Raw genomic sequence first — 18,991 nt, forward strand, 5'->3', positions numbered from 1 at the left:
CCTCCCCAGGTCATTCGAGTTGCGCAAGGCGGCGGTAGCCGCCGCGCATCAGCGTTCGGCCGCGCCGCACGAGGTGGCGCACGCGCGAGCGCAGGCCGCCGTCGGCGTACCAGCCGGCGGTTACGGCTTCGGCGCCGAACAGTCCTTCGGCCGTTTCGCGCAAGGACGCGCCCGCGAGGGTCGCGTCGAGCGCCTGCAAGGTGTGCAGCTCCAGCAGCGCGGCCGGTGTGGGCCGGGAACGGGCCGTCGCTGCAGGTGCGTCGTCCGTTGTCGCCAGCTTGTCCAGCTCGGACGTGATCGTGCGGTAGCTCGCGCAAGGCGCGACGCACGCGCGGATGGCGTACAGGTAGGCCATGCCATCGGCCAGGCCCGGCGCCAGTGCGAGTCGCAGGCAACAGCCGGGCCAGCGCGCCGTCAGCACCAGACGCTTGCCGTCATGGAGCAGATGCTTGTGGCCGGGGATGCGCCAGAACTCGAAGGCGTCCGCCTGCGGCGGCGGGTCGGCATCCGGGTAGAGCTGGATCACGCCGGCGTGGTCGGGGAACCAGTCCGGATGTGCATCGCGTGCATCCAGCGCAGGGTCTTCCAGCAGGCGCAGCCCCCAGGCGTGCGCCGCCTCTGGCTGGCGGCGACGGCGTAGCCAGTCGCGCCGGTAGTCGGGATGGCGACGCAGGTACTCCCAGGCGAGCGCGGGACCGTCCAAGTGCAGCACGTAGAGATACGCGGCAGTCGGATACCAGGCTTCGGCGCTTCGATCGGCCATGATGCGACCTCCTATTCAACAGGAACGTCGCCACGGGCGTTGAACGCGGGAGCTAAGGCTTCAGCAGCATCGAAGTGGTATCAGGGAGGCGTAAACTGAAATTGTGAAAAGCGGTCGACACCGATTAGCTCCGAAGTTTGCATAAGTCGTCCGAGTGCGACGGCTGCGCCGCGTAGAAATGGCGCGCAACGCCACACACCCTGCCGAAAGCCACGTCGCGCACCATGTCTTTTTTGGTCAGGATCGCACCCGACTGGTGCAAGGACGCCGATCCAGACCTTGGCCGTCTTGAGCTAGATCGAAAAAGACACAATGCGCCCCGATTAGTCGGGGATTGAGCCATCGCGCTGCGCCAGCCTGACGTACTCCGAAAGCGGCCGTGCCGCGTGGAAATACAAGTCGCGCCGGACCGGCCGCTGCTGCGGCCCGACGATGCCCGCCAGGTCGGATAGCTTGATGAGGGTTGGCAGGGAATCGTTACGAACACGGCCAGATCTTCGCTAACCGATTGATGGATCGGTGAATTCTACCCTCGGCCGCCCTTCCGGGGGCGGCCCTTCCCAGGGAGCTGTGGCACCATTCAACCATGGCCACCACGTACTACTTCTTGGACACCGAGTGGGCCGATGTAACGGGCAGCGAGCTGGTGAGTTTGGCGCTGGTGAACGAAGGTGGAGACCGCCTTTTCTACGCTGAGCGAGCCAGCCTGCCCGAGGCTCCCACCGACTTCGTTCGTCAAAGCGTCTACCCACTGCTCGACCGCGGCGGCGCGGCCCTGCCGGATGCCGCCCTGACTACCAAACTGCGCGCCTTCCTCAGCGAGGCTGATGCGCCGGCGGTGATGGCGGATTTCCCGAACGATCTCCAGCTGCTGCGGTACGCCCTGGATGGATTTGAGCTCCCCGATGACCAGGTTGCTGTATGCGGACCCCGGCCGGCCCCGGTCATGACGCGCATGTCCAAGGAAGGCCTTCCGGGATTGCTGGTGGAAGATTGGTTCGCGGCCCATCCGGAACATAGGGCCAGGCGCCACCATGCGTTGGTGGACGCGCAGGCCTTGCGGATGGCCTGGCTGGTGGCGACCGACCGCATTCCCGCTCCCGCCTGGGCCCACTCGTACCGCCGTGCCCGGGGATAGCGGCATGGTGTCCATCCCCGGCATGCTTGCCCCATGAACCGCCTTAGCTCGCTCGACCCTCGAATACCGGCGTGATCGCATCGATCGATCACGCCCCTGTTGCTCATGTTGGTCAGAGCGCCGGCCTTATACCCCGGTGAGAGCACGCGCCAGATAAGCGCGTACACGTCGGTTCGATTCCGACCAGGGGCACCACCGTCAACGACGGAAGAATGCTTCTACTTGCGCGCCATGACAGCGCTTGTACTTGTTGCCGCTGCCGCACAAGCACGGTGCATGCTCGCGCAATCCCGCACCGAGTGACTGGCCCAAGAAATCCCTCGCCTGCAGCAGGGGCTGGATTTCATTGGCCGGAACGCTGACCTCGCCATACTGGGACGCTCGCTCGCCGCGGTTCATCACCTGGACAATCGCTTCGGACATCTGGATGAAGTGTTTGATCAGCAGGTCGTCGCGTAATGGCATGCGGACGTTGTCGATGGCAAGGCCCTCGTAACGTCTTCGCGGATCCGGCACGAAGAGAATGCGCTTCTCGCCTTCAGGCTTTGGCGTGATGTCGATCATTTCTCCTTCGGGGCTGACCCACACCGCGTGGAATTCCGCTTCCACCAGCACGTGCGGCCATTCCCACAGCTGCCACCCGCATAGCATCTGACCACCGTCGCGCGCGACCTTGGCCTGCACGTTGGGAAAGCATTCGTGCACGATCGCATCGGCTTCCGGCTGCACATCGAGGTACACCGGTTCTGCGCCGCGCACGACCGAATCGGTCAAGCGCCGCACCGCACGGCTGATTTCCGGGGGTGTGGTTGTGACTACGCTCATGACAAAGCTCCTTGCGATCGTGGCGGATGTTTCGCTCCTAGGCTATGACCCCGGCGTCTCTTCCGATGAGATCCGCTTGGCGCCTTTGCCGCCAGCACTGGCTGGCTGCAGCTGGGCCAGCAGCGGCTCCAAGGTGCTCAGGCGCACGGTGGCGCGCAGGGTCTCCGCCTCGGCGTGCTCGCGTCGTTCGCGCTCCTGGACCAGTTCGGACCGGGCTTTCGTGAGCTCTTGTCGAGCATCTTCCAAGGCCTGAGCGTCTTGGCCCCAGCGCACCTGCAGCGCCTGGTATTCGGCCGCCGTCAGGCGCAGCGCATCGAGCTCGTCCTGTTGCGTCTGGATGGTCTGGCGCAGCTGCGCCTCCTCCCTTTCCAGCCGGGTGTGGCGTTCCAGCCACTGGCCGTTTTCCCGGTTGAGCTGCACCAGGTCGTGGTTCTTGGCGGTCAGTGCTTCGTTGGCCTGGCGCAGGGCAACCTGCAGTTCCTGCACCTGGTGCTCGTGCCGGCGTTGCTCCTGCTCACGCTGGTCTTTGGCCGAGGTGCGGTAGTGCTCAAGGGCTTCCCTGGCATGCTCGTGCTTCTGCTCCAGGGAGCGTGCGTGGCTTTCGTGCTCTGCCAGCCGCGCCGTGAGGCCTGCAATGCGCTCCTCCAGCTGAGCCTGTTCGGTGGTGCGGCTGGCCAATTTGCCCCTGGCGGCTTCGCCTGCCTCGCGTTCTGTCTGCAGAGCTGTCTCGGTGCGCTGAAGCTGCACACTGAGGTCCCCGGCCTCTTGCCGGACCTGTTCCAAAGCTTGGGTGCGCCCATGCAGCTCGGCCTGGAACCGTTCCTGTGCCTGCGCGATCATCGTTTCGGCCTCGGCATGCAGCCGCTCGGCCAGACGAGCCACCAGGTCCTGCAGGGCGTCGCTGACGGCGATCTTGGCGCCTACGCCTTTCCCGTCCTCCTCTTCCAGCTCCTTCAGATAGCGATGGATGGTGGTTTTGGACCCGGTATTACCCAGCGCTACGCGTACCGCGTCCACCGAGGGGTTCTTGCCTTCGGCCCGGAGACTGTCCCGGGCGCGTTGCACATCGCTTTTGTACAAGCCAGACCGCGCCATTCGTCCTCTCCCGTGTATTTCGTAACGTATTACATACCGTGTAAATGCGTACTACTCAACAGCCGATTAAGCCGGCCGGACTGCTTAAATCTCAAGCGGGATAATATTGAATTATCCCGCGTAAGGCGGATTCTGACCCTTCCCGGCGTCCCAAGCAGTACGAAACCGCCCAGGGCCGGCGATCGCTGGGTAGTATGGCCCAGAGCGGAAAGGAGGCCAGCCAGGGTGCAGGCAGGCTCCGCCACCGAGCCCGTTGGCCATCAAAGGACTGTGCATGCCGATCGAACGTATCGTCATCGACAACTTCAAGTCGTTTCGCCATCTGGACCTGCCCCTCAATGCCCACATGAACCTGGTGGTGGGCGACAACGAGGTCGGTAAGTCCACCCTGCTGGAGGCCATCCACGCGGTGGTCACCGGCCAGCTGCATGGGCGCAATCTTGCCTACGAGCTCACGCCCTACCTGTTCCACCAGCCCACGGTGCAGGAGTACTTGGGAGCGCTTGCCACGGGCACGCCGGCCTCGCCGCCACGGATCTCCATTGAAGCCTATCTGGGCGCCGACGCCGCGCTGGCGTCGTTACGCGGCACCAACAACTCCCTGCGTCTGGATACCGCCGGCATCCGGCTGCTGGTCGAGCTCAACGACGACTACCGCGAGGAGTTCAACGCCTACCTGCAGCAGCACCAGGGCGCGGTCAGCCTGCCGGTGGAGTACTACACGGTGCGCTGGTACTCCTTCGCCAACAATGGCGTCACCGCCCGCAGTATTCCGTTCGACTCGACCATCATCGACACGCACGGCATCAAGACCTTGTCCGGTGCCGATCGCTATATCGCCGGCATCATCGAGCAGGCACTGACGCCTGCGCAGCGCGTCTCGCTGTCGCTGAGCTTCCGCCGCATGCGGCAGAGCTTTTCCGAAGAAGCGGATGTGGCAGCGATCAATGCCTACTTGACCGAGCACACCGGGGACATCAGCCACAGGGCATTGACGGTAGGCGTGGACACATCGCCGCGCTCAACGTGGGAAACCAGCTTGTCACCTTACCTGGATGAGCTCCCGTTCACCCAGGCCGGCAAGGGCGAGCAAAGCGCGGTGAAGATGAAGCTGGCGATGCACGCGGCCGGCGCGGCCCACGTGCTTCTGATCGAGGAGCCGGAGAACCATCTGTCCTATTCCAGCATGACCCAGCTGATCGACAAGATTGCGGCCCTCTCCACCGCCCAGCAGGTGATTATCGCCACCCACAGCAGCTTCGTGTTGAACAAGCTGGGCGTGGACAACGTGATCCTATTCAGCGCGCAGGGCCAGATGAAGCTGGACCAGCTGCCGAGCGATACGCACGACTATTTCATGAAGCTGCCGGGCCACGACACGCTGCGGTTGATCCTGGCCAAGCAGGCGATCCTGGTGGAAGGCCCTTCCGATGAGCTCATCGTGCAGCGCGCCTACAGCGACCACCACGGCGTGACACCGATGGCTCGCGGCGTAGACATCATTTCGGTCAAGTCGCTGGCATTTAAGCGCTTCTTGCAGATTGCAGAGCGGCTGAAAATCCAGGCCAAGGTGATCACCGACAACGACGGCGATATCGCCGTTGTGCAGGAACGCTATGCCGAGCACATCAACGCGATCTATTACGATTCCGACGAAAGCGCCCCATCGCTGGAAGAGCAGCTGATCAAAGCCAACTCGCTGGCCGAACTCAATACCGTGCTGGGCAAGACGTTTGCCGATGAGGTGGCGCTGCTCAAGTACATGAAGGGCCATAAGACCGATACGGCCTTGGCGATCTTCAACAGCCCGCACTCGATCAGGTTCCCGGACTATGTCCAGCGTGCCATCACCTAACCGGATCCTGCTCTCGGCGGCCGGTTCGGGCAAGACCACCCTGCTGGTCCGGCAGGCCTTGGAGCGACCTGGGCGGCGCATCGCGATTGTCACCTACACGCTGGAAAACCTTGAAGAGATCCGGCGCTCGTTTGAGGTCCACGCCGGCGCGGTCCCCGCGCATGTCACCTTGCACAGCTGGTATGGCTTTCTGCTGCGCCAGTGCATCCGCCCGTACCAGGCGGCGCTGTGTCCTGAGCCTCGCATCGAGACCATCCTGTTCGTAGAAGGTGTCACCAACAACCGGGCCCCACGCACTCAGGTGGCGCGCCACTACCTGGCTGGCAACCGGATGTATTCGGACCGGGCCGCCGACTTTGCTGTGCGCTGCGATGAGCTGACCCAAGGTCAGGTTGTGGCACGCCTGGCGGCCATGTACGACGAGCTCTACATCGACGAAGTTCAGGACCTGGCCGGCTTTGATCTGGATCTGGTCGAGCGGCTGTTGAAGAGCCATATCGCCATCACGTTGGTGGGTGATACGCGCCAGGCGACGTATGCCACCAACTATGCGCAAAGGCACAGCCAGTATCGTGGACCCAATCTGGCAGCGCTGTTTCAGATCTGGGAGTCGGATGGCTTATGCCAGCTGGATCACCGCCTCATCAGTCTGCGCTGCGTCCAAGCCTTGTGCGACATGGCTGACACGCTCTATCCGCAGATGCCCCGCACCCAATCAGGCAATGGCGAGGTCACGGGGCATGATGGCATCTACCTCGTCGCTCCCGGCGACGTTGCTGCGTACATGCGAGAGTTCGCCCCCACAGTGCTCCGGCATGACCGGCGGCATGCCTGCGACGGACTGCCTGCGGTGAACTTCGGGCAGTGCAAGGGACGCACTTATAGCCGAGTCCTAATCTTCCCCAACGGGCCGTTGACGCAGTACCTGCGCACCGCAGATGCGGCGCGCATCACGGCGCCATCGAAGTACTACGTGGCCTTCACCCGTGCGCGGCAAAGCGTAGCATTTGTGTACGCTGGCGTATGTATGCTGCCGGGACACCAGCTCTATATGCCTGCCAGAGCGAGCACGTAGAGTAGCGTTCATATCTCGCATATCTCGCGGAAACGGCGGCGCCGGGCAGCCTAAGTAACAGCTGGCTTGATCGACGCCGAAAACCCTTCCGTTTGCATCCTACAAGGATCCTTGTAGAATCGCCGAATGAACGATGATTCTGCCGTCTCAGCGCTCTCTGCGCTTGCCCACTCCGACCGCCTGGCCGCATTCAGGATGCTGGTCCGCGCAGGTCCCAACGGCATGCCGTCGGGTGAAATTGCCGAAGCGCTTGCGATTCCGCCACCGCGCATGAGCTTTCACCTTGCGACCTTGGAGCGGGCGAGCCTACTGCGCTCTTGGCGCGACGGGCGGCGTGTGCTGTACGCCGCCAACTACGAAGACATGCGCCAGCTTCTTGAATTCCTCACCGAGGACTGCTGTTCCGGAAATCCGGATATCTGCGGCGCCCTCAATAACCTCGTCACCCCTTGTACCACGGAGACCTGCGCATGAGCTTTCCTCAGCCGTTTAACGTCCTGTTCCTCTGCACCGGCAATTCAGCGCGCTCGATCCTGGCCGAGAGCGTCCTTCGCAAGATCGGCGATGGCCGTTTCAATGCGTTTTCCGCCGGCAGCCATCCAAAGGGTGAGGTCCACCCGCTGGCAATCGAAACGCTGCGTCAGGCCGACTACCCAGTCGAGGGGCTGCGCTCCAAGGCGTGGGACGAGTTCGCCGTGCCCGACGCCCCAGCGATGGATTTCGTTTTTACCGTCTGCGATCAGGCTGCCGGCGAGGCCTGCCCATTGTGGCCAGGACAACCGATTACCGCGCATTGGGGTATCCAAGACCCGAGCCGTGAAGCACGCGGGGACATGTGGCAGCGCGCCGCCTTTCGGCAGGCGCTTGTGTACATGGAGAACCGTATCAAGGCGTTCGTCGCACTTCCGATCCCCACACTGACCCGGACGAGCTTGGCCGCCCAGGTAGGCGAAATCGGGCAGTTCGACGGCACCTCATCGTCGCGACCCGACGTGGCGTAAGGGGATCATGATGACACTGACGATTTACCATAACCCGGCCTGCGGCACGTCCCGGAATACCTTGGAAATGATGCGCCAGTCCGGTGAACACCCGGAGGTCATCGAATACCTGCAGACGCCCCCAACGCGCGAGAAGCTGGTCGAGCTGATCGCCGCGATGGGCATGGCGCCGCGTGAACTCCTGCGCCAGAAGGGAACACCGTACGCGGAGCTGGGCCTGGATAATCCCGCGCTCACCAACGAACAACTGGTGGACGCGATGATGGCGCATCCGATCCTGATCAACCGTCCCATCGTCGTTTCTGACCGGGGGGTGGCCCTGTGCCGACCGTCCGAGAAGGTGCTCGCGCTGCTGGACAACCCGCTGTCCTCCTTCACCAAGGAAGACGGCGAAATTGTGACGGTAGCCGGAGCGTCGACATGATCGATCGCATCGCCGCAGATCTGCCGAGCATCGACGCAACGCAACTTGCACCAATCGACGTTGACGCGCTAGCTGGGCCCGGCGACCCCAGGCACCCGCCCCGGATCCTCATCCTCTATGGCTCGCTGCGGGAACGCTCTTATTCGCGGCTGCTGGCAGAGGAAGCCGGCCGGCTCTTGCGCTGGTACGGTTGCGACGTACGAATCTTCGATCCGCATGACTTACCACTGCCTGACGGAGCCACCCCGGATCATCCGAAGGTGAGTGAGCTGCGCGATCTCGCGTACTGGTCCGAAGGCATGGTCTGGGTCAGCCCCGAACGCCACGGCGCCATGACCGGGATCATGAAGGCGCAAATCGACTGGATTCCGCTGGCCGACGGCGCCAAGCGCCCAACACAGGGCAAAACCCTGGCGGTGATGCAGGTGTCCGGCGGTTCGCAGAGCTTCAACGCAGTAAACCAGCTGCGTGTACTCGGCCGGTGGATGCGTATGGTCACCATCCCGAACCAGTCCTCGGTGGCCAAGGCATTCCAGGAATTTGATGAGGCCGGGCGCATGAAGCCGTCCGCGTACTATCAGCGAGTTGCAGACGTATGCGAGGAGTTGGTGAAGTTCACTTGGCTGGTGCGTGGTCGCTCAGCGTATCTGACCGATCGCTATTCCGAGCGCGTTGAGAGCGCCGAAGAACTCTCCAAGCGCGTGAATCAGCGCTCCATCTAACCCTGTCGGAGCGCTGCATGCTTGCCCTCGCGATCTTTATCGTCACTCTTGTATTCGTCATCTGGCAGCCGCGCGGGCTCGGCATAGGCTGGTCAGCACTTGCCGGCGCCGCAGTGGCATTGGCCACCGGCGTGGTCGGGTGGAATGACGTTGGCACGGTGTGGGGGATTGTCTGGGATGCGACATTCACCTTCGTCGCACTCATCATCATCTCGCTCATCCTGGACGCGGCCGGCTTCTTCGCATGGGCGGCCCTGCATGTGGCCCGCTGGGGCGGCGGCAATGGTCGGAGGCTCTTTCCGCTGATCGTCCTGCTGGGCGCTGCGATCGCAGCCGTGTTCGCCAACGACGGCGCGGCCCTGCTGCTGACGCCGATCGTTCTGGCGATCCTGTTGCGCTTGAATTTCCCGCCAGCCGGGGCGCTGGCGTTCACGGTCGCCTGCGGCTTCATCGCTGACACGGCAAGCCTGCCTCTCGTTGTCTCGAACTTGGTCAACATCGTCACCGCGAACTTCTTTGACGTCTCATTTGGACGCTACGCAGCGGTCATGGTGCCGGTGAATTTGGTGTCGGTCGGTGCCACGCTGATCGTCCTGTGGCTCTGGTTCCGCCGCGACATTCCGCGCACTTACCCGCTCCACGATCTTGAAGCGCCGCATGAGGCGATCCGCGACAAGGCAGTCTTTCGCGCCGCCTTGCCCCTTCTTGCATCGTTGCTCGTTGCGTACTTCGTAACCGGGCCGCTCGGCGTGCCCATCGCCTTGGTGACGGGTGCGGCTGCGCTGGTGCTGATGGCAATTGCAGGTCGCTGGACGAGAGGCGGCCGAGGCGCCACCGTGGCCCTGACCAAGATTCTGCGCGGCGCGCCTTGGCAGATCGTGCTGTTCTCGGTTGGCATGTATCTTGTGGTTTATGGGCTTGGCAACGCCTGGCTGACAAAGGTGGCAAGTGCGGTGCTTGAGTGGCTGGCAGCGCAGGGAACCTTTGTGGCCACGATCGGTACCGGCTTCGCGGTGGCGGGTCTCGCATCGATCATGAACAACATGCCGGCAACCCTAGTGGGCGCGCTGGCCATCGACGGGGCCAATCTTCCGGCCGCCACCCGCGAACTGATGATCTATGCCAACGTCGTGGGCAATGACCTCGGCCCCAAGCTCACCCCGATCGGCTCGCTCGCGACCCTGCTGTGGCTACACGTCCTCGCCGGCAAGGGCCAACGGATCACGTGGGGCCAGTACATGAAGGTGGGGCTCATCCTCACGCCGCCCGTCCTGTTGGCCACGCTCATCGCGCTCTGGATATGGCTGCCGCTTGAGCGGTGACCGCGCTGGCGCATCGAGCTACTGGCAGTGGTCACATTTTCTTCAAGGGCGGCCCAGTTGGTGGCGGTGCTGCCGGACCGGGGTCCTTGAAGCAAAGCACGACTTGCTCAATCCCGAATTGATCGACCAGCACCTTGGCAATCACGGCTCGTACCAGATCTAGATCGACAGAAGGTTCGGCAACCGTGATTGTTGCGGTGATCTGCAGCTTGCCTCCTCCGCACGGAATTAGGCGCAGATCATTTACCGCCTTGACGCCGGGACCGACGAACATCCCTGCCAGAACCTTTTCCAGATCAATTTGGCTCATGATCTCGTGGACTCAAAAGGAATGCGCCTACCGCGATTCCCAAGGTCGCGATGAAGCCAGCGGTACAGCACCGGTAGTACCAAAAGAGTCAACGCGGTCGATGACACGATCCCACCGATGACGACCGTAGCGAGCGGACGCTGCACCTCCGAGCCGGCACCGATATTCAAGGCCATGGGCAGGAACCCGAGCGAGGCCACCAGGGCGGTCATCAGCACCGGGCGCAGGCGTCCAAGGGCGCCGTCCCGGACAGCGTCGTCCAGAGCATCGCCCTGTTCGCGCAGGCGGCGGATGAAGGCGATCATGACCAGCCCGTTGAGCACAGCCACGCCCGACAGCGCGATGAAGCCCACGCCGGCGGAGATCGACAGCGGAATCCCCCGCAGGGCCAGCGCCAGCACCCCGCCCGTCAGCGCCAGTGGAACGCCACTGAACACGATGGCCGCATCCTTGGCCGAGCCGAAGGCCATGAACAGCAGGGCGAAGATCAACGCCAGTGTCACCGGAACCACCACCCCCAGGCGTTGGCTGGCCGAGATCAGCTGCTCGAAGGTGCCGCCGTAGTCGATCCAGTAGCCCTCCGGAAGCCTCACATCCTGGCCGATGCGCGTGCGCAACTCGCCGACGAACCCGCCCAGATCGCGCTCGCGCACGTTGGCGGTGATCACCACCCGCCGCTTGCCATTCTCGCGGTTGATCTGATTGGGCCCGCGCTCCACCTGGATCTTCGCCACTTCCCGCAGCGGCACCGTACGAGGCCCACCATTGGCGCCGGTGGCCAGGCGGCTGGACTCGTCCACGCTGGCGCTTTCCGGCAGTGGAATGGGCAGATCTGCCAGCACAGCCGGGTCTTGGCGCTGCGATTCGGGCAGGCGCACGACCAGGTCGAAGCGGCGGTCGCCCTCGATCAACTGGCCGGCGACACTGCCCCCAATGGCGGTGGCCACCGTTTCTTGCACGTCGCCCGGGTTCAGGCCATACCGAGCCAATGCCGCCGGATCTGGTGTGATGGTCAGCAGCGGCAGGCCGGTGACCTGCTCGGCCTTGACATCCTCGGCGCCGGGGACGCTGCGCATGATCCGCTCGACCCGGCTGGCCAGGCGCGTCAGCTGGTCGAGGTTGTCACCGTAGACCTTGACCGCAACGTCAGAGCGGACGCCGGAGATCAGCTCGTTCGTGCGCATCTGGATAGGCTGGGTGAACTCGTAATTGCTGCCCGGAATTTCCTTGGCCGCTGCCTCCAGCTCTTCTACCAGCTCGGCCTTGGGCTTGCGCGGGTCGGGCCACTGGTCGCGGGGCTTGAGCATCAGGAAGGTGTCGGCCATCGACGGCGGCATCGGGTCGGTGGCCACCTCGGCGGTGCCGATCTTGGAGAAGATGTTGGCCACTTCCGGGAACTGGGCCAAGCGCTTCTCCAGGGTTTCCTGCATGGCCACCGACTGCTCCAGGCTGGTGCCGGGGATACGCATGGGCTGCAAAGTGATGTCGCCTTCATCCAGGCTCGGCACGAACTCCGAGCCCAGGCGGGTGGCCAACACGCCACACCCCACCACCAGCACGGCCGCGCCGGTCAGCACCACAACCCGCCGGCGCAGCGCCCAATCCAGCAGCGGCGTGTAGCGAGCGCGTGACCAGCGCATCAGGCGGTTGTCGTGCTCAGCCACACGACCGCGCAGGAAGGTGGCGATCGCCGCCGGCACGAAGGTCAGCGACAGCACCATGGCACCGGTCAGGGCCAGCACCACGGTGATGGCCATCGGGTGGAACATTTTCCCTTCCACCCCCGACAGCGCAAAGATCGGCAGGTAGACCGCCGCGATGATGCCCAGACCGAACAGGCTGGGACGGATCACCTCAGCGGTGGCCGAGGCGGTCAGGTCAAAACGCTCCTCATCGTTGAGCTGGCGGCCCAGCGCGTGCTGCGCCTCCCCGAATCGGCGCAGACAGTTCTCGATGATGATCACCGCCCCGTCCACGATCAGGCCGAAGTCCAGTGCGCCCAGGCTCATCAGGTTGCCCGACACGCCGCCACGGACCATGCCGATGATGGTGAACAGCATCGCCAGCGGAATCACTGCGGCGGTGATCAGCGAAGCGCGCACATTGCCCAGCAGCAGGAACAGCACCACCACGACCAGCAGCGCGCCCTCGATCAGGTTCTTGGACACGGTATTGATGGTGCGGTCCACCAGCGCGGTGCGGTCATACACGGCTTTGGCATGCACGCCCGGGGGCAAGCTGGCGTTGGCGGCGGCCAGCTTGGCCGCGGCCGCCTGGGAGACCTCCCGGCTGTTGGCGCCAAACAGCATGAAGGCGGTACCGACCACGACCTCATGGCCATTCTGGGTGGCCGCGCCCGTGCGCAGCTCCTTGCCTTCGCCGACGCTTGCGACATCGCGCACCCGAATGGGCACGCCATCGCGCCGGTCCAGCACGATGTTGCCGATCGCCTCCAGATTGGCCAACTGGCCGGGCACGCGCACCAGGAACTGCTGGCCGTTGCGTTCGATGTAGCCGGCGCCGATGTTCTGGTTGTTGCGCATGACAGCAGCGACCACGTCATTCAACGTAAACCCCAAGGCCACCAGCTGGGCCGGATCCGGGGTGATGTGGATCTGCCGCTCAAAGCCGCCGATGGTGTTGACCTCGGTGACGCCGGGCGTGGTGCGCAGCTGCGGCCGGATCACCCAATCCTGCAGGGTGCGCAGGTCCGTGGCCGTGTACGGGGTGCCGTCGGGCTTGCGGGCATTGGGCTCGGCCTCCACGGTGTACATGAAGATCTCGCCCAGGCCGGTGGAGATGGGGCCCATCTCCGGATCCAACCCGTCGGGCAGTTGGGAGGCGATCTGCTGCAGGCGCTCGGCGACCTGTTGGCGGGCAAAGTACAGGTCGGTGCCGTCCTTGAATACGACAGTGACCTGGGAGAGCCCGTAGCGTGACAGGGAGCGGCTGTAGTCCAGCTTGGGCAGGCCGGCCATGGCCGTTTCGATGGCGAAGGTCACCCGTTGTTCGGCCTCCAGCGGGGAGTAACCCGGGGCCTGGGTGTTGATCTGGACCTGGACGTTGGTGATGTCCGGTGTGGCGTCGATGGAGAGGTGACGGTAGCTCCACACACCCAGCGCAATCAGCGCAGCGGTGAGCACCAGCGTCAGCCAGCGGTGGCGGATGGACAGCCCAATGAGGCGTTCGAGCATGGCGGGCCTCATTCTTCTTCCACGGTGAACTTTTCGATGTCGGCCTTGATCAGGAAGCTCTGGGCCACCACCACCTGTTCACCGGCCTTGAGCCCTTCCAGCACTTCGGCGCGCTCAGCGTCGCGGCGCCCCAGCTTGACTGGCCGGGTGTGGTAGGTCTCTCCCTGCTGCACGTAGACCACGTCCTGGTCTTCTGCGGTCTGCAGCGCGGTGATCGGCACCACCAGCGCCGCCGATTGGCGATCCACGGTGACCCGCGCCTTGACCGCCGAACCGGGCCGCCACAGGCCATCGGTGTTGGCCACTGTGGCGCGCGCAATGGTGCTTTGGCTGGCGGTGGCGGTGCCGGGCAGGACGCGCTCCAAGGTGGTCTGTGCGGTGACGCCATCGCTCAAGCGGGTGACCGTCACCGGTACGCCGGCACCGATGTGCTGGGCGTCGGCGCCGAAGATGTGCAGGTCCACCCACAGCGTGGACAGGTCGGCGACCTCAAACAGCGGCGCGCCCTCAGCGGCCGCCATGCCTACAGCAGCCGTACGCGCCATGACCACGCCACTGATCGGCGCGGTGACGGTATAGGTCGTCAGGCTCAGGTTGCTCTCTACCGTGGCCAGTGCCTGGCCGGCCCGCACCTGATCACCCACGCCGGCTCGCACGGAGCGGACCGGTCCGGGGAAGCGTGCAGTGACCTGCGCGATGCGCCCGTCGATCGGGGTCAACAGCCCTTGCACCTCATGCTCATCGGCAATCTCACCGGGCCCTGCCGGCGCGACCTGGATACCCGCCGCCTGCGCCGCCTTGGCGGCAATCTTGGTTTCCAGCGGCGCTTCCTCGTGCTCGCCGTGTTCTTCGCCCTCAGCGGCGGCGCCGCCTTCGGACGCTTCGTTGGGGGCCGACGCGTTGCAGGCGGCCAGCATCATCAGGGCCATGCCCAGTGCGGTCCAGGAAAAGCGATTCATGGGGTTTCTCCAATGGAAGCGGCCGACGGCGGCGTTACAAGCGCCTGGCCGGTCAGTCGTTGAATTTCGATCAGGGCGCGCTGTGCATCGAGCGCCACGTCCAGCTGCTGCTGGGCCATGGCCGTGCGTTCGGACTGCAACTGTGCCCATTCCAGGTAGCTGATCGCGCCGGCGCGATAGGCGCGCTCGGCGGCCTGCTCGGCCCGGGCCAACTTCGGCAGCACGTCGCCTTGCAGCCGTGCAACCTCGGCCTGCGCCACGGTATAGCGGCCATGGGCCTCGACCAACGTGGAATACAGCGACAGGCCCTTGGCCTCGCGCTCGATTGCCATCACCTCCAGTTCGGCTTCGCCGGCGCGGATCTCTGGCTGCGCACGGCTGCGGCTGCCCAGCGGCATGGACAGGCTGGCCACCAGCGCGGTGTCGTCAGTCTCCTGCAGGCGGCGCACGCCCAGCTGCCACGACAAGTCTGGCGCGGCCGCCGAGCGCGCCAGCTGGAGTCGCGCCTGCGCGATTCGGCCGGCGTCGGCAAATTGCGCCAGCTCGGGAGTGCGCTCCAGTTCCTCGGCCAATGTCTGCATGGACGCGATCGCGGGCAAGGTCATCGGATCGGCTGCGGCCACCTCGAAGCTGGGAGCCCGTTCGCCCCACAGTGCGGCCAGATGCTGACGGGCGGCGATTCGCTGCTGCTCGGCGCGATCACGGGTCAGCTCTGCGCGCGCCAGCGCCGCCTGTGCAGTCAGCAGCACCGACTCGGGCGACGCGCCAGCCTCCAGGCGCTGCCGGGCAGCGGCCACGGTTCGCTGGCGCTGGCCAACATCCTTGTCCGCCAGGCTGCGTTGCCGGTCGGCTCCGACGACGGCCAGATAGCGCCGCGCCGTCTCGGCGAGCAGGTCCAGCCGCCCGGTCTCGCGCTGCACGGCCAGTGCATCAATCCGGCTTTGGGCCAAGGTGCGGCGGGCGTCGAGCTTGCCGCCGCGCTCCAGGACCGAGCTCAGGCTCAAGGTCAGCTCGGCGCTGTCCAGGCCGCGGGCTGCGCCAGTGCCCAGCGCATTTTCAACCTCCGCCCCCAACGTCCACGGTGGCCGCTGCACGGCCTGGTCGCGCTCGGCAGCGAGCACGGTGGCCCGCGCATCGACCAGGCGCAGCTCGGGGTGGGTTTGGGCCACGCGTGCAAACGCATCGTCCAAGGTCATCAGCTCTTCCGCTGTCGCCGGCGTTGCCGCCGCGCTCAACAGTAGCCACGCGGCCAGGGCCGCCAATCGCACATGCATGAAGTACTCCAGAATTTTCGATAGCCAACAGGGATCCGGCGCACGCCGGCGCGCATCACCCTGCGATCGGCGGCCGGAACGGCGCGAGCAGGTGCTCATGCCGATACCTGTCCGCATGGGCTGTCGCCGACGGCCAATGCCGGCCGATATGAGCAATGGCCAACACTATTTCTGGAGCCGGCGCGGCCTGGCTACAGCACAGCACCAGCTGCTGAATCCGGTGCAGCGCGGCGTCTACGCCACGCTCGGAAGCTGGTGGTGCCACTGCTGGGTCATGGTCGGCAGCGGCCGAATGGGTTTGCGCATGGAGCTCGCCAGCCACTGCCAGCACCGGCTGCGTCACAAGGCCCACGGCCAAGTGCGCCAGCAGCAGCCAGCGCAGGCCACAGCTCAGCCGGCCAAGCGCTGTCATGCAGGCGTTTTGCGCGCGTCGGCATGTGCCCGGCGAGCATCACCCAAGATCTCGAAAGCCTCCTTGATCACATACAGACCGATCAGGGCGCCGATCACGAAATCCGGGTAGGGGCTGGCCAGCCACCACACCAACAGGCCGGCCAGAATCACCCCAACGTTGGCCACCACATCGGCGCGGGTAAACAGCCAGGTCGCTCGCAAATGCACTTCGCCGGACTTCAATGGGGCGAGCATACGGAGCACCTTTAGGTTCACGGCGAGCGAGACCAGAGCGGTACCGATCATCCAACCGCTGACCGGCTCGGCGCCATACATCACCCGGCGGCCCACTTCGACCAGCACGCCTACGCCCAGCAGCAGCAGCACGCTGCCACTGACCCACGCGGCGTTGGCCTTGAAGCGCGCCGTGCGCCCGATAGCGACCAGGCCAATGGCATAGGCGGTGGCGTCAGACAGCATGTCCAGCGCGTCGGCCAGCAGCCCGGTGGAATGGGCAATCCAGCCGGCAATGCCGCCGATCACGGCCATCGCTGCATTCAGCACCAAGGCGATCCAGAGGATGCGCCGCTCCTCCTTGTTCTTGGCTTCGTGGTGGCACCCGCAATCACTCATGTCCTGGTCCTCTGCTGTGTTGTTTCATTGCTTGTTTGCGCCTGGCTGTCTACGCACACCGGAACGGGCATTGGCGAGGAACCCCACGATGGCGGCGGTGCCTACCAGTACCTGCGCCAGCAGCGACTGCCAGTTCGGATACAGGCCGATCCATTCGATGCGCGGCAACGCAAGCGGTGTTTGAGAGATCCAGCCCGCTTCCTGCAACGCGGCCACGCCTTTACCGATCAGGATGACCGCCATCACCGCGATGAGAATCGAGCTGATCGAAAAGAACCGGCCAATCGGCAGTCGCCTGCTCATGCGCAGCATCCAGTACGCCACCGCAGCCAACACCGCGATTCCCGCCACCAGGCCTGCGAGGATGGCGGTGGACGCCTGATCGCTCCACATCGCGATGTAGAACAAGATCGTCTCAAACACCTCGCGGTACACCGCGACAAAGGCCAGCATGAACAGGAAAACAGCCGAGCGCCGTGTCAGCGCATTCGTCAGCTTGGCGTGCAGGTACTCCTGCCACCGCCCTGCAAGGCTCTTTTGGTGCATCCAGATGCCTACGCTGAGCAGGACAGCGGCAGCGAACAAGGCCGAGACGCCCTCAGTGACTTCCCGGTTCGCACCGCTGATATCAACAAAGTAAGTAGCCACTGCCCAGGTAGCTGCGCCTGCCAACAACGCGCAGATCCAACCCGCATGCACATACGGCAACACATCAGACCGCTCGGCTTTACGCAAGAACGCCACGATGCCAATCACGATCAGCAGCGCTTCCAGTCCTTCGCGCACCAAGATGGTAAAGCTGCCCAGAAACGCGGTACTGGCCTCTATTCTGGTGTCCTGCAGCGCCACGTCCGCCCGATCAAACAGCTGGGCAATTTGCGCTGCCTGCACGGCCACGTCAGCCGCCGGATCGTGCTGATCCAGCTGCGCGCGGTAGCCTGCCATGGCCGTTTCGATCTCTCGCAGCAATGACGGATTGCGCGTGGCCAGCGTGGGTTCAAGCGGCTCTACACCATCCAGATAGGACGAGAGCGCAAGCTTCTTGGCTTGAGCCAGGTCCTCATCAGCGTAAGCGCGCTGGCTGGCGGCCAGTCGCTGCCGCGCCACCGCAAAGCGATCGGCTCCTGGTACCGCTTCGTTTACTGCCTGTGGCTGCGAACGCAGGTAGGCGATGATCGCGTTTGCCTGATCGGCGGGCATCGTGGTGGCAAGATCGGCCTCTCGCGTGCGTGTCAGCGCTTCGAGCGAGGGAATGTGCGTATGGGCCTCGGCACTGGTGCGCCATAACGCTTCACCTTGAGCCTTGGCTTGCGAGGAGTACCCCAAGCTGCCCACATAGAATGCCAACGCCCAGCGATCACTTTCTGCCAGCCCAGAGAAGCTGACCATGCCGGTACCCGGCACACCCTGGGAAATGACCTCGTACAACGAAAGCGGCGTTCGCTGCGCGGCGCGAGTGGCATCGGTGAACGCGATCGGCGGCGGACTTAACGCTTGCGCGGCGGGGCCATCACCGTGACCTGTGGGGCCGTGACAAGCCGCGCACTGCTGGCTGTAGATGGACGCGGCCTGGGAGGTCTTCGGCGGGCTCGCCGGAACAGCGCCGATTGGGTAGCGGGCCAACAGCGTCGTGCCGAGCCCGCGCGCCAACGTTGCCACTTGCGCCGGGTCGGCCTTCTCTGCCACCGCCTGGACTAGGCGGTCGGCCTGGGCCGTCAGCTCCTGCTGGTTCTGGCCACCGGGCAATGCTGCCAGCTGACTGCGCACGGCGCCGGCAAACTCGCTCATTTCGGCGTATTCGTTGGGGGCAATTACGCGGCCGGCCTGGACCGCGCCGGGGTAGTCGACCGCGATGTAATCGAGCATCTGCCAGGTTTGGCGCAGGTCTGCTGCGGCAGGCTCCGCCTGAGCAGAAGCGGGCAGAACCCAGCCGATCAGCAAGGCAATCAGGCAGTAGCGAATCAAGGCGTTGGGCAGTGGCATGGTCGTCACACGCAGCGCCGCGGCC

The 18,991-nt window shown here is 64.6% G+C and carries 17 protein-coding genes, 1 tRNA gene and 1 pseudogene; 9 read left to right on the forward strand and 10 right to left on the reverse strand.

Annotated elements, in window-relative coordinates; translation table 11 throughout:
• Positions 1–10: 10 nt before the first annotated feature.
• Positions 11–763 carry a DUF2285 domain-containing protein gene (locus tag LAJ50_RS06015; protein WP_138652277.1) on the reverse strand — a complete coding sequence of 251 codons (753 nt, stop codon included), beginning with the start codon at positions 761–763 and terminating at the stop codon, positions 11–13.
• Positions 764–1,086: 323 nt separating this feature from the next.
• Positions 1,087–1,221, reverse strand: a pseudogene (locus LAJ50_RS06020) (DUF2958 domain-containing protein); the annotation flags it as partial.
• A gap of 128 nt (positions 1,222–1,349) precedes the next feature.
• Between LAJ50_RS06020 and LAJ50_RS06025 the strand changes: the two are divergent.
• Complete coding sequence (locus tag LAJ50_RS06025; protein WP_130531477.1) at positions 1,350–1,901, forward strand: 3'-5' exoribonuclease; 552 nt, start codon at positions 1,350–1,352, stop codon at positions 1,899–1,901.
• A gap of 92 nt (positions 1,902–1,993) precedes the next feature.
• Positions 1,994–2,096, forward strand: a tRNA-Ile gene (locus LAJ50_RS06030).
• Positions 2,097–2,099: 3 nt separating this feature from the next.
• Here LAJ50_RS06030 and LAJ50_RS06035 read toward each other — a convergent pair.
• The gene (locus tag LAJ50_RS06035) at positions 2,100–2,726 is read right to left on the reverse strand and encodes an SEC-C domain-containing protein (protein WP_138652275.1); all 627 of its coding nucleotides are present in this window, start codon (positions 2,724–2,726) and stop codon (positions 2,100–2,102) included.
• A 42-nt stretch (positions 2,727–2,768) separates the two neighbouring features.
• Entirely contained in the window at positions 2,769–3,821 is a 1,053-nt protein-coding gene (locus LAJ50_RS06040) for a DNA-binding protein (RefSeq protein WP_138652273.1), read from the reverse strand.
• A 274-nt stretch (positions 3,822–4,095) separates the two neighbouring features.
• Between LAJ50_RS06040 and LAJ50_RS06045 the strand changes: the two genes are divergently transcribed.
• The 7 genes from LAJ50_RS06045 (at position 4,096) to LAJ50_RS06075 (ending at position 10,220) form a co-directional block, all read left to right on the forward strand.
• Complete coding sequence (locus tag LAJ50_RS06045) at positions 4,096–5,676, forward strand: AAA family ATPase (protein WP_130531480.1); 1,581 nt, start codon at positions 4,096–4,098, stop codon at positions 5,674–5,676.
• Positions 5,654–6,751, forward strand: coding sequence for a UvrD-helicase domain-containing protein (locus tag LAJ50_RS06050; protein ID WP_130531481.1), 1,098 nt, complete (start codon positions 5,654–5,656; stop codon positions 6,749–6,751). Before LAJ50_RS06045 ends, LAJ50_RS06050 begins: the two co-directional genes overlap by 23 nt.
• A gap of 126 nt (positions 6,752–6,877) precedes the next feature.
• Positions 6,878–7,225, forward strand: coding sequence for a metalloregulator ArsR/SmtB family transcription factor (locus LAJ50_RS06055; protein WP_130531482.1), 348 nt, complete (start codon positions 6,878–6,880; stop codon positions 7,223–7,225).
• Entirely contained in the window at positions 7,222–7,752 is a 531-nt protein-coding gene (locus LAJ50_RS06060; protein WP_130531483.1) for an arsenate reductase ArsC, read from the forward strand. The genes LAJ50_RS06055 and LAJ50_RS06060 overlap by 4 nt, the downstream gene beginning before the upstream one ends.
• Before the next feature lie 7 nt (positions 7,753–7,759).
• The gene (arsC, locus tag LAJ50_RS06065) at positions 7,760–8,176 is read left to right on the forward strand and encodes an arsenate reductase (glutaredoxin) (protein WP_205957720.1); all 417 of its coding nucleotides are present in this window, start codon (positions 7,760–7,762) and stop codon (positions 8,174–8,176) included.
• Positions 8,173–8,898 carry an arsenical resistance protein ArsH gene (arsH, locus tag LAJ50_RS06070; RefSeq protein ID WP_130531485.1) on the forward strand — a complete coding sequence of 242 codons (726 nt, stop codon included), beginning with the start codon at positions 8,173–8,175 and terminating at the stop codon, positions 8,896–8,898. The genes arsC and arsH overlap by 4 nt, the downstream gene beginning before the upstream one ends.
• Positions 8,899–8,915: 17 nt before the next feature.
• Positions 8,916–10,220 carry an arsenic transporter gene (locus LAJ50_RS06075; RefSeq protein WP_138652271.1) on the forward strand — a complete coding sequence of 435 codons (1,305 nt, stop codon included), beginning with the start codon at positions 8,916–8,918 and terminating at the stop codon, positions 10,218–10,220.
• Positions 10,221–10,251: 31 nt separating this feature from the next.
• Here LAJ50_RS06075 and LAJ50_RS06080 read toward each other — a convergent pair whose 3' ends face one another.
• The 6 genes from LAJ50_RS06080 to LAJ50_RS06105 all read right to left on the reverse strand — a co-directional run bounded on the left by LAJ50_RS06080 (position 10,252) and on the right by LAJ50_RS06105 (position 18,966).
• Positions 10,252–10,530, reverse strand: coding sequence for a hypothetical protein (locus LAJ50_RS06080; protein WP_138652269.1), 279 nt, complete (start codon positions 10,528–10,530; stop codon positions 10,252–10,254).
• Positions 10,527–13,724 carry a CusA/CzcA family heavy metal efflux RND transporter gene (locus LAJ50_RS06085; protein ID WP_138652267.1) on the reverse strand — a complete coding sequence of 1,066 codons (3,198 nt, stop codon included), beginning with the start codon at positions 13,722–13,724 and terminating at the stop codon, positions 10,527–10,529. Before LAJ50_RS06085 ends, LAJ50_RS06080 begins: the two co-directional genes overlap by 4 nt.
• Before the next feature lie 8 nt (positions 13,725–13,732).
• Positions 13,733–14,683, reverse strand: a complete 951-nt coding sequence (locus LAJ50_RS06090) for an efflux RND transporter periplasmic adaptor subunit (RefSeq protein WP_138652265.1) — start codon at positions 14,681–14,683, stop codon at positions 13,733–13,735.
• The gene (locus LAJ50_RS06095) at positions 14,680–15,957 is read right to left on the reverse strand and encodes a TolC family protein (protein ID WP_138652333.1); all 1,278 of its coding nucleotides are present in this window, start codon (positions 15,955–15,957) and stop codon (positions 14,680–14,682) included. The genes LAJ50_RS06090 and LAJ50_RS06095 overlap by 4 nt, the downstream gene beginning before the upstream one ends.
• 408 nt (positions 15,958–16,365) lie before the next feature.
• Positions 16,366–16,983 (reverse strand): cation transporter, encoded by a 618-nt coding sequence (locus LAJ50_RS06100; RefSeq protein WP_130531491.1) that lies wholly within the window; start codon positions 16,981–16,983, stop codon positions 16,366–16,368.
• 24 nt (positions 16,984–17,007) lie between these two features.
• Positions 17,008–18,966, reverse strand: a complete 1,959-nt coding sequence (locus LAJ50_RS06105; RefSeq protein ID WP_130531492.1) for a cytochrome c/FTR1 family iron permease — start codon at positions 18,964–18,966, stop codon at positions 17,008–17,010.
• Positions 18,967–18,991 lie beyond the last annotated feature (25 nt).

Source organism: Pseudoxanthomonas sp. X-1 (assembly GCF_020042665.1).
In the GTDB taxonomy this organism is placed as follows: Bacteria; Pseudomonadota; Gammaproteobacteria; order Xanthomonadales; family Xanthomonadaceae; genus Pseudoxanthomonas_A; species Pseudoxanthomonas_A spadix_A.

Coding starts and splice junctions, on each gene's coding strand:
- LAJ50_RS06100 (WP_130531491.1), bottom strand. CDS start 16,983: ATGAGTGATTGCGGGTGCCACCACGAAGCCAAGAACAAGGAGGAGCGG.
- LAJ50_RS06055 (WP_130531482.1), top strand. CDS start 6,878: ATGAACGATGATTCTGCCGTCTCAGCGCTCTCTGCGCTTGCCCACTCC.
- LAJ50_RS06035 (WP_138652275.1), bottom strand. CDS start 2,726: ATGAGCGTAGTCACAACCACACCCCCGGAAATCAGCCGTGCGGTGCGG.
- LAJ50_RS06050 (WP_130531481.1), top strand. CDS start 5,654: ATGTCCAGCGTGCCATCACCTAACCGGATCCTGCTCTCGGCGGCCGGT.
- LAJ50_RS06075 (WP_138652271.1), top strand. CDS start 8,916: ATGCTTGCCCTCGCGATCTTTATCGTCACTCTTGTATTCGTCATCTGG.
- LAJ50_RS06025 (WP_130531477.1), top strand. CDS start 1,350: ATGGCCACCACGTACTACTTCTTGGACACCGAGTGGGCCGATGTAACG.
- LAJ50_RS06095 (WP_138652333.1), bottom strand. CDS start 15,957: ATGCATGTGCGATTGGCGGCCCTGGCCGCGTGGCTACTGTTGAGCGCG.
- LAJ50_RS06105 (WP_130531492.1), bottom strand. CDS start 18,966: ATGCCACTGCCCAACGCCTTGATTCGCTACTGCCTGATTGCCTTGCTG.
- arsH (WP_130531485.1), top strand. CDS start 8,173: ATGATCGATCGCATCGCCGCAGATCTGCCGAGCATCGACGCAACGCAA.
- LAJ50_RS06040 (WP_138652273.1), bottom strand. CDS start 3,821: ATGGCGCGGTCTGGCTTGTACAAAAGCGATGTGCAACGCGCCCGGGAC.
- arsC (WP_205957720.1), top strand. CDS start 7,760: ATGATGACACTGACGATTTACCATAACCCGGCCTGCGGCACGTCCCGG.
- LAJ50_RS06045 (WP_130531480.1), top strand. CDS start 4,096: ATGCCGATCGAACGTATCGTCATCGACAACTTCAAGTCGTTTCGCCAT.
- LAJ50_RS06090 (WP_138652265.1), bottom strand. CDS start 14,683: ATGAATCGCTTTTCCTGGACCGCACTGGGCATGGCCCTGATGATGCTG.
- LAJ50_RS06060 (WP_130531483.1), top strand. CDS start 7,222: ATGAGCTTTCCTCAGCCGTTTAACGTCCTGTTCCTCTGCACCGGCAAT.
- LAJ50_RS06015 (WP_138652277.1), bottom strand. CDS start 763: ATGGCCGATCGAAGCGCCGAAGCCTGGTATCCGACTGCCGCGTATCTC.
- LAJ50_RS06085 (WP_138652267.1), bottom strand. CDS start 13,724: ATGCTCGAACGCCTCATTGGGCTGTCCATCCGCCACCGCTGGCTGACG.
- LAJ50_RS06080 (WP_138652269.1), bottom strand. CDS start 10,530: ATGAGCCAAATTGATCTGGAAAAGGTTCTGGCAGGGATGTTCGTCGGT.